Source organism: Streptomyces sp. NPDC043952 (genome assembly GCF_056435325.1).
Genome location: NZ_JBWKES010000033.1, coordinates 39,550 through 55,101, shown reverse-complemented (window position 1 = coordinate 55,101; position 15,552 = coordinate 39,550). Strand labels below are relative to the sequence as shown.

Below are 15,552 nucleotides of genomic sequence, written 5' to 3'. Positions count from 1 at the left end.
CGTGCCCCCGGGGACGTTCGTAGGAAGGGAGCCCATCATGGCCCAGGACCCGACCGAGCCCGACACCATCGAGGAGCTGGACGAGGACACGGCCCCCGAGCTGGGTGTCGAGGAGCCGGAAGTGGACGCCGTCGAGCAGCAGGCCGATATCCGGCCCGAGCGCGACGACCCGCTGCCGGCGGAGAAGCAGGACCGGGCGAACGAGGCCGACCTGGCGGAACAGGCGCGCGTGGTCGCGCTCGACGAGGACGACTACCGCTGATCGCCCGCGCGACTCGGCTTTCGCCGCCGTCCGGTACGTGAAATTCTGCGTTCGCACCGCGCACACCACGGTTACCGAAAAGTACGATGGCCGCGCGGTCGACACCGCATGTGGACGACATTGGGAGGCGGCGTGACAGCCATCGAGCAAACAGAGGCAGCACGCCCACGCGGCACCCGGCTGCCGCGCCGAGCCCGACGGAACCAGTTGCTGGGCGCGGCCCAGGAGGTCTTCGTCGCACAGGGCTACCACGCCGCGGCGATGGACGACATCGCCGAGCGGGCCGGCGTGAGCAAGCCGGTGCTCTACCAGCACTTCCCGGGCAAGCTCGACCTCTACCTCGCGCTGCTGGACCAGCACTGCGAGGCGCTGATCCAGTCGGTGCGCGGCGCGCTGGCGTCGACGACCGACAACAAGCAGCGCGTGCGGGCGACCATGGACGCCTACTTCGCCTATGTGGAGGACGACGGCGGCGCCTTCCGGCTGGTCTTCGAGTCCGACCTGACGAACGAGCCGGCCGTGCGCGAGCGCGTCGACAAGGTGACCACCGAGTGCGCCGAGGCGATCTGCGACGTCATCGCGGAGGACACCGGCCTGTCCCGCGCGGAGTCCATGCTGCTCGCCTCGGGTCTCGGCGGGCTCGCCCAGGTGGTGGCCCGTTCCTGGCTGCACAGCGACCGCAGCGTGCCGCGCGACCACGCGGTGCAGCTGCTGGCCTCGCTCGCCTGGCGCGGCATCGCGGGCTTCCCGCTGCACGGCAACGAGCACCACTGAGCCGGGTCACGGCGTTCATTCCCGGACGGTGTTCGCTGTTGGCGTTCCCGGCCGGCGGCGTGCACGTCCCCTCACCGGGCTAATGTGTGCTGGTACGGCGCGGAAGATCGCGCACATCACTGACCGTCGGAGGGACAAAGCCGTGGAGGTCAAGATCGGCGTGCAGCACGCGCCCCGCGAGATCGTTCTGGAGAGCGGTCAGAGCGTCGAGGAGGTCGAGCGCCTGGTGTCCGACGCCCTGGCCGGGAAGACGCAGCTGCTGTCCCTTGAGGACGAGAAGGGCCGCAAGGTCATGGTGCCGACGGACCGGCTGGCGTACGTGGAGATCGGCGCGCCGACCGTGCGCAAGGTGGGCTTCGGCGCTCTGTAGGCCGGTTGTGTCAAGGGCCCGGCGGCATTCGGCCGCCGGGCCCTTGTGCTGAGCGGATTCGCACCCAGAAACGACACAACTCCGCCATAGCGGAGGATTGCAGTCCGCAGGTCAGGGGTAAGACGGGCTACGACCGTTCAAGGCAGACCGGCCGTGGGAGGGACCCCCGTCATGATCCTGGAAGCACTCGGCACCGCCGTGCTCGGTCTCCTGCTCGCCTGGGCGGCGACCGCCCGCCTCGCCCACCGCCTCCCGAACCGCCCCCTGGTCTACTCGACCGGCACCGCGGGCGCCCTGCTGGGCGACTTCGTCACCCACAGCGCCCTGGGCTCGGGCTTCACCCTGATCCCCATCCTGGGCGCGGCGGTCATCTCGGCGGCTTCCCTGTCCCTGCTCCTGCGCCCGTCAAGGGCCCGCCGCTCCCTGACGGCGTAACAGGAGCCCTCTTCAAGGGGCCGAGGCCGATCGCCCCGAAAGGGGCGCGGGGCTCTGTTCGATATGCGGCTCCGCCGCGTGGGCGCGACCAGCCGCAACGCACCCGCACCCGCACCCGCACCCGCCACAGCGGAGCGCTACGCCGCCAAGCCGAGCGCAGCCATCCGCTTCGTGTGCGCCTCCGTGATCCGCGTGAACATCCGCCCCACCTCGGCCAGATCGAACCCGTCGGCCACCCCGCCCACCAGCATCGTGGACAGCGCGTCCCGATCCGCCACCACCCGCTGCGACTGCGACAGCGCCTCGCCCATCAGCCGCCGGGCCCACAGCGCGAGCCGCCCGCCGACCCGCGGATCGGCGTCGATCGCGGCCCGCACCTTCTCCACCGCGAACTCCGCGTGCCCGGTGTCGTCGAGCACCGCGAGCACCAGCTCCCGCGTGTCGGTGTCGAGCCGCGCCGCCACCTCCCGGTAGAAGTCGCTCGCGATCGAGTCGCCGACGTACGCCTTGACCAGGCCCTCCAGCCAGTCCGAGGGTGCCGTCTGCCGGTGGAAGCCGTCCAGCGCGGCGACGAACGGGTCCATCGCCGCCGTCGGGTCCTCGCCGATCTCCGTCAGCCGGTCCCGCAGCCGCTCGAAGTGGTGGAACTCCGCCGAGGCCATCTTCGCCAGCTCGGCCTTGTCACCGAGAGTGGGCGCCAGCTTCGCGTCCTCCGCGAGCCGCTCGAACGCCGCGAGCTCTCCATAGGCGAGCGCCCCGAGCAGATCCACGACGGCGGCGCGGTAGTGCGGCTCGGCGGCGGCCTGCGCCCAGTCCTGCGCGGCGACACCGGTCGGCACGGGGGCGGCGGACGCGTTCTCAGGCTTGTCAGAGCTAGTCATGAGGCGCACAATAGCCCGCTTGGCGCCCCCCTCAAGCCCCCGGCCGACCACTGTGACCGCGACTACGTGACCAAATCGGCCATCGCGTGTGCGCGAATCCGGGGTATGGTGGTATTGCGCCTGGGAGTGCGTCGACGGTGTTCGACGTGTTCCGGCAGGGCGCACGCATGAGGATGCCCGGTCGGTGGCCCGATCGGCTCCGACCCGACAGACCTCCGTGGCCGTACGGCTCAGTACGTACGACGACCGGAGGGACACCCTCAGCGGTACGAGCGCTAGAGCGTCGGCAGAGGTCCCGTGTCTTACGGCTTGCCTTGACAGGTTCGCCCGTACGGCAGCCGACGTCCCCGGCACGGCCAGTCATGACCCCCGCGCTCGCCTCGCACCGCGCCACACAGAAGAGGCAGCACCCTGACTACGACGTTTCGAGACCTTGGGATTCTCCCCGAGACCGCCGAGGCCCTGGAGGCCGTCGGCATCGTCAATCCCTTCCCCATCCAGGAGATGACGCTCCCCGTCGCCCTTTCCGGCACGGACGTCATCGGCCAGGCCAAGACCGGCACCGGCAAGACGCTGGGCTTCGGCCTCCCCCTCCTTGAGCGCGTGACCGTCCCCGCCGACGTCGAGGCCGGACGCGCCACCCCCGACGACCTCACCGACGCCCCGCAGGCGCTGGTCGTCGTCCCCACCCGCGAGCTGTGCACGCAGGTCACCAACGACCTCCAGACGGCCGGCAAGGTCCGTAACGTGCGGGTGCTGGCGATCTACGGCGGCCGGGCCTACGAGCCCCAGGTCGAGGCCCTGAAGAAGGGCGTCGACGTCGTCGTCGGCACTCCGGGCCGGCTGCTCGACCTCGCGGGCCAGAAGAAGCTCGACCTGAAGCACGTCAAGAGCCTGGTCCTCGACGAGGCCGACGAAATGCTCGACCTGGGCTTCCTGCCCGACGTCGAGAAGATCATCGCCATGCTCCCGGCCAAGCGCCAGACCATGCTGTTCTCGGCGACCATGCCGGGCGCGGTCATCGGCCTCGCCCGCCGCTACATGTCCCGGCCCACGCACATCCGCGCCACCGCGCCGGACGACGAGGGCGCGACGGTCGCGAACATCAAGCAGTTCGTCTACCGCGGCCACTCCATGGACAAGCCGGAGATGATCGCGCGCATCCTTCAGGCCGAGGGCCGCGGGCTCGCGATGATCTTCTGCCGCACCAAGCGCACGGCCGCCGACATCGCCGAGCAGCTCCAGCGCCGCGGGTTCGCCTCCGGCGCGGTCCACGGCGACCTCGGCCAGGGCGCCCGCGAGCAGGCGCTGCGCGCGTTCCGCAACGGCAAGGTCGACGTCCTGGTCTGCACCGACGTGGCCGCGCGCGGCATCGACGTCGAGGGCGTCACCCACGTCATCAACTACCAGTCCCCCGAGGACGAGAAGACGTACCTGCACCGCGTCGGCCGCACCGGCCGCGCGGGCGCCAAGGGTACGGCGATCACGTTCGTGGACTGGGACGACATCCCGCGCTGGCAGCTGATCAACAAGGCGCTGGACCTGGGCTTCCCCGACCCGGTGGAGACGTACTCCACGTCCCCGCACCTGTTCTCCGACCTCGGCATCCCCGCGGGCACCAAGGGCATCCTGCCGCGTTCGGAGCGGACCCGTGCCGGTCTGGACGCGGAGGAAGTCGAGGACCTGGGCGAGACCGGCGGACGCGGCGCCCGCGGCCGTGACCGTGGCCGTGGCCCCGGCGGTCGAGGCGACCGCAATGACCGCCACGACCGCCACGACCGGGCCGAGGCCCCCGCCGCCGAGCGAGAGCGTCCGGCGCGTACCCCGCGCCGTCGCCGTCGCACCCGTGGCGGCGCCCCGCTGGACGCGGCCACGCAGGCACCGGCGACGCAGACACCGGCCGCCGAGTCCACGTCCGTCTCCGTGGAGGAGTCAGCGACGCGCACCCCGCGCCGCCGTCGCCGCACCCGATCCGGCGCCCAGGCTCCGGCCGCGGTGACGCCGGCCGTCGAGGTGACCGTCGAGACGCCGCAGGAGGCACCCGTGGCCGCCCCGGCGGAGGTCGCGGAGGCCGTGGAGAAGCCGCGTCGCCGCCGTACCCGCAAGACCGCGGAGCCCGTGGCGACGGAGACCGCCGTCGTGGAGTCCGCCGTCGTGGAGACCCCGGCCCCGGCCGTCGTCGCGGAGCCCGAGGCGGAGGCCAAGCCGCGCCGCACGCGGAAGACCGCCGCCGCCGTGGAAACGGCCGACGGGGTCGAGGCCGCCGCTCCGAAGGCGCGGCGGACCCGTAAGGCCACCGAACCGGTCGCCGAGGCAGCAGCCACCGAGGCCGAGCCCAAGGCGCGCCGCACCCGCAAGACGGCCGCCACGGAGACGGACGCGGCCGAACCCGAGGCCAAGCCGCGCCGCACCCGCAAGACCACCGCCGCCAAGCCGGAGACCGACGCCCCCGAGGCTGAGGCCAAGCCCCGCCGCACCCGCAAGACCACGGCGGAGCCGGAGGCCGCGACGGACACCGCCGAGGTCGCGGAGGCCAAGCCGCGCCGCACGCGGAAGACCGCCGCTGCCGCCGTCGAGGCGACCGAGGACACCGAGGCCACCCCGCGCCGCCGCACCCGCAAGGCCACCGAACCGGTCGCCGGGGCAGCAGCCACCGAGGCCGAGCCCAAGGCGCGCCGCACCCGCAAGACGGCCGCCACGGAGACGGACGCGGCCGAACCCGAGGCCAAGCCGCGCCGCACCCGCAAGACCGCCGCCGCCAAGCCGGAGACCGACGCCCCCGAGCCCGAGGCCAAGCCCCGCCGCACCCGCAAGACCACGGCGGAGCCGGAGGCCGCGACGGACACCGCCAAGGTCGCGGAGGCCAAGCCGCGCCGCACGCGGAAGACCGCCGCCGCCGTGGAAACGGCCGACGGGGTCGAGGCCGCCGCTCCGAAGGCGCGGCGGACCCGTAAGGCCGTCGCCGAGACGGCCACCGCGGAGATCCCGGCGCAGGCCACCGGCGAGCCGGAGGCCAAGCCGCGCCGCCGCACCCGCAAGGCGACGGCCGCCGCGGAGGCCCCGGAAGCCTGATCCGGCGCCGCCCGCGCGGCGGCACCGCAGCCCTGACGGCCCGGTCCACCTCGGTGGACCGGGCCGTCGGCTTTCCCCCGTCACCCTCCGGCTAACCTCTCCCCCATGAGCAGGCCCGATACCTTCGTCCCGCCCCCCGGCGCCCGCGCGTACCCGCTGCGCACCGCGCGCGGGGAGTTCGCCGTCGTCGACGCTCCCGTGGCCGAGGGGGTCGAGGCGAAGGGGGTCGCCCTGCTGCTGCCCGGATTCACCGGCAGCAAGGAGGACTTCAACCCGCTGCACATGCCGCTGGCCGAGCGCGGCTACCGGACCGTGGCCGTGGACGGGCGCGGGCAGTTCGAGTCGGACGGCCCCGAAGGCGACGAATCGGCCTACGCTCAGGGCGAGTTGGCGGCGGACGTGCTGGCTCAGGCCGCGGCGATCGGCGAGCCGGTGCATCTGCTCGGCCACTCCTTCGGCGGACAGGTCGCCCGCGCCGCCGTCCTGCTGGACCCGGCACCCTTTTGCTCCCTGACCCTGATGGCATCGGGTCCGGCGCGGATCTCGGCGTCCCAGCGGGAGCGGGTACGGCTGCTGCGGGACGCGCTCGCCGTGATGACCATGGCGCAGGTGTGGGACGCGATGCGGCAGATGGAGGCGCCCGAGCAGACCGGGACGCCCGAGCCGGGCGACACCCCGGACATCCAGGAGGACATGCGCCGCCGCTGGATGGGCACCAAGCCCGCCCAACTCCTCGCCGCCGGGCGCCAGTTGTGCGCGGAGCCGGACCGGGTGGCGGAACTGGCCGCCGTCGCCCTGCCGTTCCACGTCGTGTCGGGTGCCTACGACGACACCTGGCCGGTGCCCCTGCTGGACGACATGGCGAAACGGCTCGGCGCCCACCGCACGATCATCGAGGGCACCGAACACTCCCCCAACACCGAACGCCCACTGGAGACCGCCCGCGCCCTCGCCGATTTCTGGGACGGGACGGAGCCGGCGGGCGAAGCCGGTTAGTACTGCGCCTGCAAGTGGTCCCAGAACCCGTCCCGGAGGGAGCGGCGCAGGTCGGCCTGGCCGCGCAGGGAGTACTGGAGCAGGCCCTCGGCCTCGACCAGCAGGTCCTGGTCGACGGAGCCGGGCAGATAGGGGTGGCCGGGCAGCAGATCGACCAGGGCGTCGCGGCCTCGGGAGGCCAGCCACTTCGCCGCGATCTGGGCGCCGACGAAGCGGACGTCCTCGCGGGTGGGCCGGGCCCCGGTGCCGGCCTCGTAGGCGGCGGCCGTGCGCCGGGAGACGTACGGCTTGAAGAACTCCAGGTCCAGGGTGCGCTGGCTGTCGACCTCCCACAGCAGCGGCTCGGCCTGGTTGCGGCCCTCGGGCGCCTCGATGCCCCACAGATGCACGCGGGCGCCGTAGCCCTGGGCGGCCTCGACCGCGGAGACCAGGTCCTCGTCGCCGCCGAGCAGGGCCGCGTCGCTGATGGCGCGGTGCCGGGCCAGCGACTCCAGATCCGTGCGGATCAGTGAATCGACGCCCTTCTGCTGGTTGTTGGCGTTGAGGTTGCCGAGGCGGACCTTGACGTCGGGGAGTTCGGCGATGGTCTGCTGCTCGGCGGTGTGGATGCGGCGCCGGGCGCCGTCGTACCAGTAGACACGCAGCAGCCGACTGTCGGCGAAGACGGTGCGGGCGCGGTCGATCAGCGCGTCGATCAGGCCCTCGGCGTCCACGTCGAAGGCCCGGCGGTCCTCCGTCCCGGCGATCAGGCGGCCGGCGGCCGCGTACAGGTACCCGGCGTCCACGAAGATCGCGTGGGTCGAGGGTGTCTTCGCCACCTCGGCGAGCATGCGTTCCAGCAGCTCGTTCGTACGGTCGATGCGGGTGGCGAGATGCGCCAGGTCGTCGTTCATCGCCCCCCATTCTCCTCGTCGTCACACTGTGAACACAACCGGTCCCGCGCAGTCCCAGGCGCTCTCGCACGGTCACCGACCACTACTTACCGGTCGGTAGTTAGGCGTTCGAAAAATTTCTTTAGCGTAGGGAATGTTTGTAACACGGGGCGTGTTCACTCAGTACGACGCCGGATACACAACCGGCGCGCCAAGTAGTTCTCCGCAGGAGGATGACCAGACGAAGGGAGAAGCCTGTGCGCTTCGAAATCATGCGACTCGACGAGGTCGACGGGACCACCGTGGACAGCACCGTCGTGGACGCCGCCTCCGTCAACCGGATCGTTCAGCAGGCAGCGGCAGTGGGGCAGCGCCTGTGGATCCGCCCGGCCGAGACCCCGGCCTCGTAACGGGGTTCCCGCTCAAGCCTTCAGGGGGAACCGAGCCGTATACGACGGCCCGGTCCCCCGGATCACCTGAGCGTCAGCTTCCGTGGATCACCTGGGTGATCCCGTTGATGATCTGCTGGACCGCGATCGCGGAGAGCATCATGCCCGCGAGCCGCGTCACCAGGACCACACCGCCGTCCTTGATGATCCGGATGATCAGCAGCGAGTAGCGCATCACCAGCCACAGCACCACATGGATCGCGAGGATCGCGACCCACACGGATATCTGGGTGCTCACGCTGCCGGCCTTCTGCACGGCCAGGATGACGGAGACGATCGCGCCGGGCCCCGCGAGCAGCGGCATGCCGAGCGGCACGAGGGCCACGTTGACGTCCTTGGTGGCCTTCGGCTCGTCGTTCTTGCCGGTGAGCAGGTCGAGCGCGATCAGCAGGAGCAGCAGGCCGCCCGCGATCATCAGCGCGGGCACGGACACGTGCAGGTAGTCGAGGATCTGGTGCCCGAGGACGCCGAAGACGGCGATGACCCCGAACGCGACGCAGACGGCCTGGAACGCCATCCGCTTCTGCACCTTCGCCGGCCGGCCCGCGGTCAGGGCGAGGAAGATCGGGGTGATCCCAGGGGGATCCATGATGACAAAAAGGGTCAGGAACAGAGAGCCGAAGACGGCGATGTCGAACATGCGGAAGTACTGGCCTTGCTGAAAGAAGACGAACTGAGGGTGTGAGCGCGCGTCGGCCGCGAAGCGGCGGCCTCAGACTCCGCCGGCTCCGGGAACCGGGAACGCGCCGGTCGCCCGGCGGGTGATCTCCCCGTACACCTCGGGGTCGGTGGTGTAGTCGCCGAGCGCGACGGTCTTGCGGCTGCCGTGGTAGTCCGAGGAGCCCGTGACCAGCAGGCCGAGGTCCTTCGCCAGGCCGCGCAGCCGGTCCTTGGCCGCGTCGTCGTGGTCCATGTGGTCGACCTCGATGCCGTCCAGGCCGGCCGCGGCCATCTCGGCGATCGCGGACTCGGGGACCGTGCGGCCCCGCTTGGCGGCGGCCGGGTGCGCGAACACGCAGACCCCGCCGGCGGCCTTGACCAGCCGGATCGCCTCGAAGGGGTCGGTCTCGTGCTTCGGCATGTAGGCGCGGCCGCCGTCGGCGAGCCACTTCTCGGTGAACGCGTCGCTCACCGTCTCCACCACGCCCAGCTCGACCAGCGCGGAGGCGACATGCGGACGCCCCACGGAGCCGCCGGCGGCGATCCGCTCGACCCGCTCCCAGGTGACCGGCACGCCCAGCGCGTTCAGCTTGGCGACCATGCCCTTGGCCCGCGGCACCCGGTCGTCCCGGACCAGCTCGCGCTCGGCGAGCAGGGCGGGCTCCTCGGGGTCGAAGAGGTAGGCCAGCAGGTGCATCGAGATGCCGTCGATGCGGCAGGACAGCTCGGCGCCGGGGACCAGGGTGAGTCCGGCGGGCAGCGCGGCGATGGCCTCGGCGTGGCCTCGGGTGGTGTCGTGGTCGGTCAGCGCGACGACGTCCAGACCGGCCGCGGCGGCGTGGCGCACCAGCTCGGCGGGGGTGTCCGTGCCGTCGGACGCCGTGGAGTGACAGTGCAGATCGATGCGCACGGTGACTCCAGACGGGCCGCGGGGACGGAAAGAGGACACCTCAGGATAACCGCCCCGGACACCCGTTCTGTCACGACCGCGGCGGGGGTACGCCCCCTACAACGATGCGCGCCCGCCCACGTGGACGGGCGCGTCCCGGCACGACGCCCTCCTATGGCCCCTGGGGGCGCAGCAGCCGCGGTGACAGCGCCCCGCACGGCACCAGGTCCAGCTCGGCGCCCGCGTCGCGCAGATCGGTCAGCACCAGCTCGTCGTACAGGAGCAGGCCCGCCTGTTCGGGCCACACCACGGCCCACAGCCACATGCCGAGCGCCTCGCCGGCGAAGACGGCGCGGTCGTCGGGGGTGCGGTAGACGTGCCAGAGCGGGGTGGGGCGGCCGGCGGCGAGGACCTTGGTCTGGGGCGGCTTCTCGACGTTCATGTACGGCCCCGGATCCGGGCCGTCGATGCCCGCGTACCGCGCGCCGAGGCCGACGCCCATCTCCTCGGCCACCAGGATCAGCTCGCCGGGGCCGCCGAGCGGGCCGGGTCCGGAGCAGGCGACGGCGCTCGCGCGGCCGCCGCTGCGGTCGTCGCCCGCGTACGCCACCCCGGTGAAAAGCCAGCCCACCGGCAGCGGCCACGGCATCCACAGCGGGACATGCGTGCGCCGCGTCACCGCAGCGAGGGCCTCGACGCTGGGCGGGATCACGGGCTGCAGCGGAAACACCGCGCCGTGCACATCGCACTGCCACGTGTCGGCGAAGAGGCCGGGAGCCCTGACCCGGCCACCACACCGCGGGCAACTGGGTTCGCCCCTCATAGGGCTCCACGGTCCTACCCCGGCCCGTCCACGTCAAGGACGATCACCCGTCCGGGCGCCCCGACCAGGGCAAAGTAGATGCGCCTTGCATTAATTAGCACGGCTAACTTAGTATGTGTATAAGCCAACTATCTACGCGCTATCCAGCAGAACGGGAGAAGCACATGGATCCCCTGGACGCGGGAGCCGGCAGCATCCTGCGGCAGCCCAAGGCGGTCTGGGCCACGGCCGGCGCCTCCGTCGTCGCCTTCATGGGCATCGGGCTGGTCGACCCGATCCTGCCGTCGATCGCGCAGGGCCTCGACGCCACACCCAGTCAGGTGTCCCTGCTTTTCACCTCGTACTTCCTGATCACCGCGGTCGCGATGCTGCTGACCGGCTTCGTCTCCAGCCGTATCGGCGGCAAGAAGACGCTGCTGCTCGGCCTCGCCTTCGTGGTCGTCTTCGCCGGTCTCGCCGGCACCTCGGACACGGTCGGCCAGCTGGTCGGCTTCCGGGCGGGCTGGGGCCTCGGCAACGCGCTGTTCGTCTCCACCGCGCTCGCGGTCATCGTCGGCGCCGCGGCCGGCGGCAGCGCGGCGGCGATCCTGCTCTACGAGTCCGCGCTCGGCCTCGGCATGGCCTGCGGCCCGCTGCTCGGCGCGGTCCTCGGCAACATCAGCTGGCGCTACCCCTTCTTCGGCACCGCCACGCTGATGGCGATCGGCTTCCTGTGCATCACGGTGTTCCTGAAGGAGCAGCCGAAGCCGGCCCGCAAGACCTCGATCCTGGACCCGCTCAAGGCGCTCGGCCACGGCGGTCTGGCCTCGGCGGCGGTCTCGGCGTTCTTCTACAACTACACGTTCTTCACGGTGCTGGCCTTCACGCCGTTCGTGCTGGACATGACCCCGTACCGCTCCGGCGCGGTGTTCTTCGCCTGGGGCGTGCTGCTCGCGGTCTTCTCGGTGCTCGTCGCCCCCCGCATGCAGGAGCGGTTCGGCTCGCTGAAGGTGCTCGGCGGCTCGCTGGTGCTGCTCGCGGCCGACGTCCTGGTGCTCGGCTACGGCGGCCACACCGCCGCGATCGTCTGCACCATCCTGTCCGGCGCGTTCATCGGCGTGAACAACACCGTCTACACCGAGCTGGCGCTCGGCGTCTCGGACGCGCCGCGCCCGGTGGCGAGCGCGGGCTACAACTTCGTCCGCTGGTTCGCGGCGGCGGCCGCGCCCTACTTCGCGCCGAAGATCGAGGAGTGGACCGACATCCACATCCCGTTCGTGGTGGCCGCGGTCACCGCGCTGCTGGGCGCCGTGGTGGTCGTCGTACGGCGCCGCGCCCTCGCCCACGAGGCGGCGGAGCTGGCACCCCGGCACGCCACCGAGGACGGCGTCACGGTCTTCGCCAACTGACGCGTGGCGCGGTGAGCTTGCTCACTCAAGCGGTACGGACCTGCGGACGGGATCCCGCAGGTCCGTTCCGTGTGCCAGCCACCGCTCCTGGAGGGCCTGGGCGCCCTGCACGCGCTTGAAGGCGGCCTCGTTCGGGGTCATCGGGAGCAGCGGCAGGAACCGTACGGGCTCCAGCGGCTCGTCCAGCTCCAGGTCCTCGACCAGACCGCCGCCCTCGCCCACCAGGACCGAGGTGAAGGGGGCGCCGGGCCACAGCGGATCGCCCACGTCCAGGGCGGCGCCGGGCGTCACGATCAGCCCCTCGACCTGCGGGGAGGCGGCGAGCACGGCGAGCGGGCGGAGCACCTTGTCGGTGTCGGCGAGGCCCGCGCGCACGGACAGGACCAGTTCGGCGCGGGGTCCCCTGAGGGGGTCGGCGACCAGCGCGGTGGGATCGCTCATGGGGTGCGCGGACATGCCGAGGGTCGCGTAGCGGACGACGTCCCCCTCGGTGAAGCGGAGCACCTCGATGCGGTCCGTGCCGAGGAAGGTGACGGCCGCGCGCGCGTCCGGGGCGCCCAGCGCGGTGGTCAACCGTGCCTCGACCAGAGGAAGAACATCAACCATGCGGTGAGCATAGAACTCGTCACCGACGGGCAAAGCGGCACCTTGACAGCGAGGGCGGCTGGTACTCTGAGCCGGTGGTTCGGGGCGGCGCGCCAAGCGTGCTGTCAAGCCCCGGAACCCTGGGAACTCCCTTACGAGGGACCGGCCGGAGGAGGTGGGGCTGTCATGGATCGAAGTCGACCTGGTAGTACCACTCGCTCTTCCGCCCGCTGAATGTAGTCACTGGCTGTCGTAGCCACTGACCGGTTTCCGTTCTGGCCGGCTACCGCCTTCCCGTGCGCGTCACTGTTCGGAAGAGCACTTCGTCTCGCTTTGCCTGATCTGCATCAGTTCTGCATCAGCAGCGAAATCGCCACCGCGACGGTGCGGTGCTCCCCGCTTTGTGGACGAGCCAAACGTCCTTCCCCCGCCCCGGCCGGGGAAATTTCCGGAGGACGTCCTCATTCCGGGTAGTTCCACCCGTCTTCGGCGGTCTTTCGTTGCCTGTCGCGAAGGAGCCTGCCCATGTCGATGATCCGCGACCTGCGCGCCGTGGTCCGTCCGCCCCGCGTCTCGCTGCGCAAGGCCACGAGCACGCCGTCCGCGCCGTACGACACCACGCGCGACCCCGCCACCCCCTCCGCCGTGGTCGACTGCGCCGTCTACCGCGACGGGCGGCGCCTCACGAGCGCCAAGCCGCTGACCCCGCAGGAGGCGATGCGTCTGGTACGGCGCGACGGCGGCTTCGTCTGGATCGGGCTGCACGAGCCGACGGAGGCCGAATTCGCCGGTATCGCGGGCGAGTTCGGGCTGCACCCGCTGGCCGTCGAGGACGCGGTGCAGGCACACCAGCGGCCGAAACTGGAGCGGTACGACGACTCGCTGTTCACCGTCTTCAAGACCATCCACTACGTCGAGCACGACCAGCTGACCGCGAACAGCGAGGTGGTGGAGACCGGCGAGGTGATGTGCTTCACCGGCCGGGACTTCTTCATCACCGTGCGGCACGGCGGCCAGGGCTCGCTGCGGGCGCTGCGGCACCGGCTCCAGGACGACCCGGAGCTGCTGGCCAAGGGCCCCTCGGCGGTGCTGCACGCGATCGCGGACCATGTGGTGGACGGGTACATCGCGGTGGCCGACGCGGTGCAGGACGACATCGACGAGGTGGAGACCGAGGTCTTCTCGCCCGGCCGGGGCGGGGTCTCGCGCGGTGTGGACTCCGCGCGGATCTACCAACTCAAGCGCGAGGTCATGGAGTTCAAGCGGGCGGTGGCGCCGCTGCTGCGGCCCATGCAGCTGCTCAGCGAGCGGCCGATGCGGCTGATCGACCCGGACATCCAGAAGTACTTCCGGGACGTCGCCGACCACGTCGCCCGCGTGCACGAGCAGGTCGTCGGCTTCGACGAGCTGCTCAACTCCATCCTCCAGGCCAACCTGGCGCAGGCGTCCGTGGCGCAGAACGAGGACATGCGGAAGATCACCGCGTGGGCCGCGATCATCGCGGTGCCGACGATGGTGACCGGTGTGTACGGGATGAACTTCGAGCACATGCCGGAACTGCACTGGAAGTACGGCTACCCCATGGTGCTGTCCTTCACGGTCGCCGTGTGTGTCGGCATCCACCGGGTGCTGAAGCGCAACGGGTGGCTGTGAGCGGCGTGGATAGGGTGGACGCATGACTGGCGAGCTGCTCGAGAGGGCTCTCATCGAGGAGGCCGCGAAGAAGTCCGGCCTGCTGTGGGTGCGCGGCGCGGACGCGTCCGCCGCGCGTGCCGTGTGGCATGTGTGGCACGAGGGCGCGGTGTGCCTGGTCGGCGACGGGCCCGGCGAGCAGCCGCTCACCGGGCTGGCCGACGGGGGCACCGCCGAGGTGACCGTGCGCAGCAAGGACAAGGGGGGCCGGCTGGTCTCCTTCACGGCCGCGGTGAGCGAGCCGGCGGCCGGTACGCCCGAGTGGGAAGCGGCGGTCGCCGAGCTGAAGGGCAAGCGGCTGAACGCCCCCGACGCCGAGCGGATGACGGAGCGCTGGGCGCGCGAGTGCCGGGTACTGCGGCTGACGCCGGCGGGTGCGGTGGCCGCGCTGCCCGACGGGAACCTGGCGCGGAGACCGGTCCCGACCCCGGCGACCACCCGCCGCCCGGTCCCGGCCGCCCTCCCCAAGCTCCTCGCCAGACGCCGCAAGGGCCGGTGACACCCAGCGCGCCGGCACGAGCCGGTGCCGGGGTGACCCGGTACCGGTGCCGATGTGAGTTGCGGTGCCGGTGTGCGTTCCGGTGCCCGTGGTCAGGTGTCGGCCCCGCTACGACGCCGGCAGTTGCCGGCCGTAGTCCACCGTCTCGGAGTCCGCGGGCTCGGTGACGGTGAAGTTCTCGCCCCAGCCGGAGAAGCGGAGCGTGCCCGCGTTGCCCGCGCGGGTGAGGGCCAGGGGGTAGGGGGTGCCCTTGAGGGAGACGTCGAGGGTGCCGCCCGAACCGTGGTCGCCGGTGATCCGGACCGTCGGGGTACCCGCCTCGGTGTGCCGGCCGTCGGTCGCCAGCGAGCCGTGCAGTGTCAGCAGACCCGAGAGGAGGACGTCCTTGTCCGTGAAGCCGCTGAACTTCTTGTACGCGGGGTCCTGCTGCGGGACCTTCACGTACTTGCCGTCGAGCTTGGCCGCCACCCCGCCGTCGCTCCCGTCGCCCTTGCCGTCCGCCTGCGACCAGAAGGCCGCGTCGGCCTTCAGGTACAGCTGGGTGCCGACCCGCAGCAGCTTGAACGTATCGGCGCCGGAGGTCACCGAGCCGGTGCCGCCGTCGTCCTTGAGCCGCATGTCGAGCCGGTACGTGACACCGCTGGTCACCACGGTGCCGGAGAGCCGGACCGCCGAAGCCGCCTGCGCCGCCGACCGCGTCCGCGCCTGGATCCGGTCGGCGGACAGCTTGCCGACCCCGTTCGTGCCCGCGTCCGGATCGCCGCCGCATCCGCTCAGCACCGCCGCGCCCGTCACGGCCAGCGCGCACAGCGCGGTCACCGGGCGGCTACGGCCGGGGGGAATCGCAGTCACGGGTGAGCTCGCCTTTCCGACGGTTCCTGCAGCGGCGTACCGCAGCGTACCGG

17 protein-coding genes are annotated in these 15,552 nt (G+C 71.7%); 10 read left to right on the top strand and 7 right to left on the bottom strand.

All coding sequences use genetic code 11. The features are described 5' to 3' along the window. Positions 1–37: 37 nt before the first annotated feature. From AC069R_RS27750 to AC069R_RS27735, 4 genes are all read left to right on the top strand, one after another. Positions 38–262 carry a hypothetical protein gene (locus tag AC069R_RS27750; protein ID WP_478769519.1) on the top strand — a complete coding sequence of 75 codons (225 nt, stop codon included), beginning with the start codon at positions 38–40 and terminating at the stop codon, positions 260–262. A gap of 132 nt (positions 263–394) precedes the next feature. Then, on the top strand, positions 395–1,036 hold the full coding sequence (locus tag AC069R_RS27745) for a TetR/AcrR family transcriptional regulator (RefSeq protein ID WP_397984161.1): 642 nt from the start codon (positions 395–397) through the stop codon (positions 1,034–1,036). Between the two features lie 142 nt (positions 1,037–1,178). Then, entirely contained in the window at positions 1,179–1,406 is a 228-nt protein-coding gene (locus AC069R_RS27740) for a DUF3107 domain-containing protein (RefSeq protein ID WP_478769518.1), read from the top strand. A gap of 171 nt (positions 1,407–1,577) precedes the next feature. Further along, positions 1,578–1,841 (top strand): hypothetical protein, encoded by a 264-nt coding sequence (locus AC069R_RS27735; protein ID WP_478769517.1) that lies wholly within the window; start codon positions 1,578–1,580, stop codon positions 1,839–1,841. A 137-nt stretch (positions 1,842–1,978) separates the two neighbouring features. On the opposite strand, the gene AC069R_RS27730 is transcribed toward AC069R_RS27735, so the two are convergent. Further along, positions 1,979–2,722, bottom strand: a complete 744-nt coding sequence (locus tag AC069R_RS27730) for a ferritin-like fold-containing protein (protein ID WP_471067768.1) — start codon at positions 2,720–2,722, stop codon at positions 1,979–1,981. 504 nt (positions 2,723–3,226) lie between these two features. On the opposite strand from AC069R_RS27730, the gene AC069R_RS27725 reads away from it, so the two are divergent. Beyond that, entirely contained in the window at positions 3,227–5,794 is a 2,568-nt protein-coding gene (locus AC069R_RS27725) for a DEAD/DEAH box helicase (RefSeq protein ID WP_478769516.1), read from the top strand. 105 nt (positions 5,795–5,899) lie between these two features. Further along, positions 5,900–6,790: an alpha/beta fold hydrolase gene (locus AC069R_RS27720; RefSeq protein ID WP_478769515.1), complete on the top strand. Its 891-nt coding sequence runs from the start codon at positions 5,900–5,902 to the stop codon at positions 6,788–6,790. Here AC069R_RS27720 and AC069R_RS27715 read toward each other — a convergent pair. Beyond that, positions 6,787–7,683 (bottom strand): NYN domain-containing protein, encoded by an 897-nt coding sequence (locus AC069R_RS27715; protein WP_478769514.1) that lies wholly within the window; start codon positions 7,681–7,683, stop codon positions 6,787–6,789. The genes AC069R_RS27720 and AC069R_RS27715 overlap by 4 nt on opposite strands. 236 nt (positions 7,684–7,919) lie before the next feature. Here AC069R_RS27715 and AC069R_RS27710 point away from each other — a divergent pair, with 236 nt between their 5' ends. Beyond that, entirely contained in the window at positions 7,920–8,072 is a 153-nt protein-coding gene (locus AC069R_RS27710) for a hypothetical protein (protein WP_086805833.1), read from the top strand. A 73-nt stretch (positions 8,073–8,145) separates the two neighbouring features. On the opposite strand, the gene AC069R_RS27705 is transcribed toward AC069R_RS27710, so the two are convergent. The 3 genes from AC069R_RS27705 to AC069R_RS27695 form a co-directional block, all read right to left on the bottom strand. Next, the gene (locus tag AC069R_RS27705; RefSeq protein WP_111584815.1) at positions 8,146–8,751 is read right to left on the bottom strand and encodes a MarC family protein; all 606 of its coding nucleotides are present in this window, start codon (positions 8,749–8,751) and stop codon (positions 8,146–8,148) included. Between the two features lie 72 nt (positions 8,752–8,823). Continuing rightward, positions 8,824–9,681, bottom strand: a complete 858-nt coding sequence (locus AC069R_RS27700; protein ID WP_478769513.1) for a PHP domain-containing protein — start codon at positions 9,679–9,681, stop codon at positions 8,824–8,826. A gap of 151 nt (positions 9,682–9,832) precedes the next feature. Then, entirely contained in the window at positions 9,833–10,483 is a 651-nt protein-coding gene (locus tag AC069R_RS27695) for a DUF6758 family protein (protein ID WP_478769512.1), read from the bottom strand. Positions 10,484–10,647: 164 nt separating this feature from the next. On the opposite strand from AC069R_RS27695, the gene AC069R_RS27690 reads away from it, so the two are divergent. Then, a complete protein-coding gene (locus AC069R_RS27690; protein ID WP_478769511.1) occupies positions 10,648–11,871 on the top strand; it encodes an MFS transporter in 1,224 nt (407 codons plus the stop codon). Positions 11,872–11,892: 21 nt separating this feature from the next. On the opposite strand, the gene AC069R_RS27685 is transcribed toward AC069R_RS27690, so the two are convergent. Continuing rightward, positions 11,893–12,477, bottom strand: coding sequence for a suppressor of fused domain protein (locus tag AC069R_RS27685; RefSeq protein ID WP_397984172.1), 585 nt, complete (start codon positions 12,475–12,477; stop codon positions 11,893–11,895). A gap of 504 nt (positions 12,478–12,981) precedes the next feature. Here AC069R_RS27685 and AC069R_RS27680 point away from each other — a divergent pair. Both AC069R_RS27680 and AC069R_RS27675 read left to right on the top strand, forming a co-directional pair. Next, a complete protein-coding gene (locus AC069R_RS27680) occupies positions 12,982–14,109 on the top strand; it encodes a magnesium and cobalt transport protein CorA (protein ID WP_478769510.1) in 1,128 nt (375 codons plus the stop codon). A gap of 22 nt (positions 14,110–14,131) precedes the next feature. Next, positions 14,132–14,647, top strand: coding sequence for a hypothetical protein (locus tag AC069R_RS27675; protein WP_478769509.1), 516 nt, complete (start codon positions 14,132–14,134; stop codon positions 14,645–14,647). 108 nt (positions 14,648–14,755) lie between these two features. Here AC069R_RS27675 and AC069R_RS27670 read toward each other — a convergent pair whose 3' ends face one another. After that, on the bottom strand, positions 14,756–15,499 hold the full coding sequence (locus AC069R_RS27670; protein WP_478769508.1) for a hypothetical protein: 744 nt from the start codon (positions 15,497–15,499) through the stop codon (positions 14,756–14,758). Between the last annotated feature and the right edge of the window lie 53 nt (positions 15,500–15,552).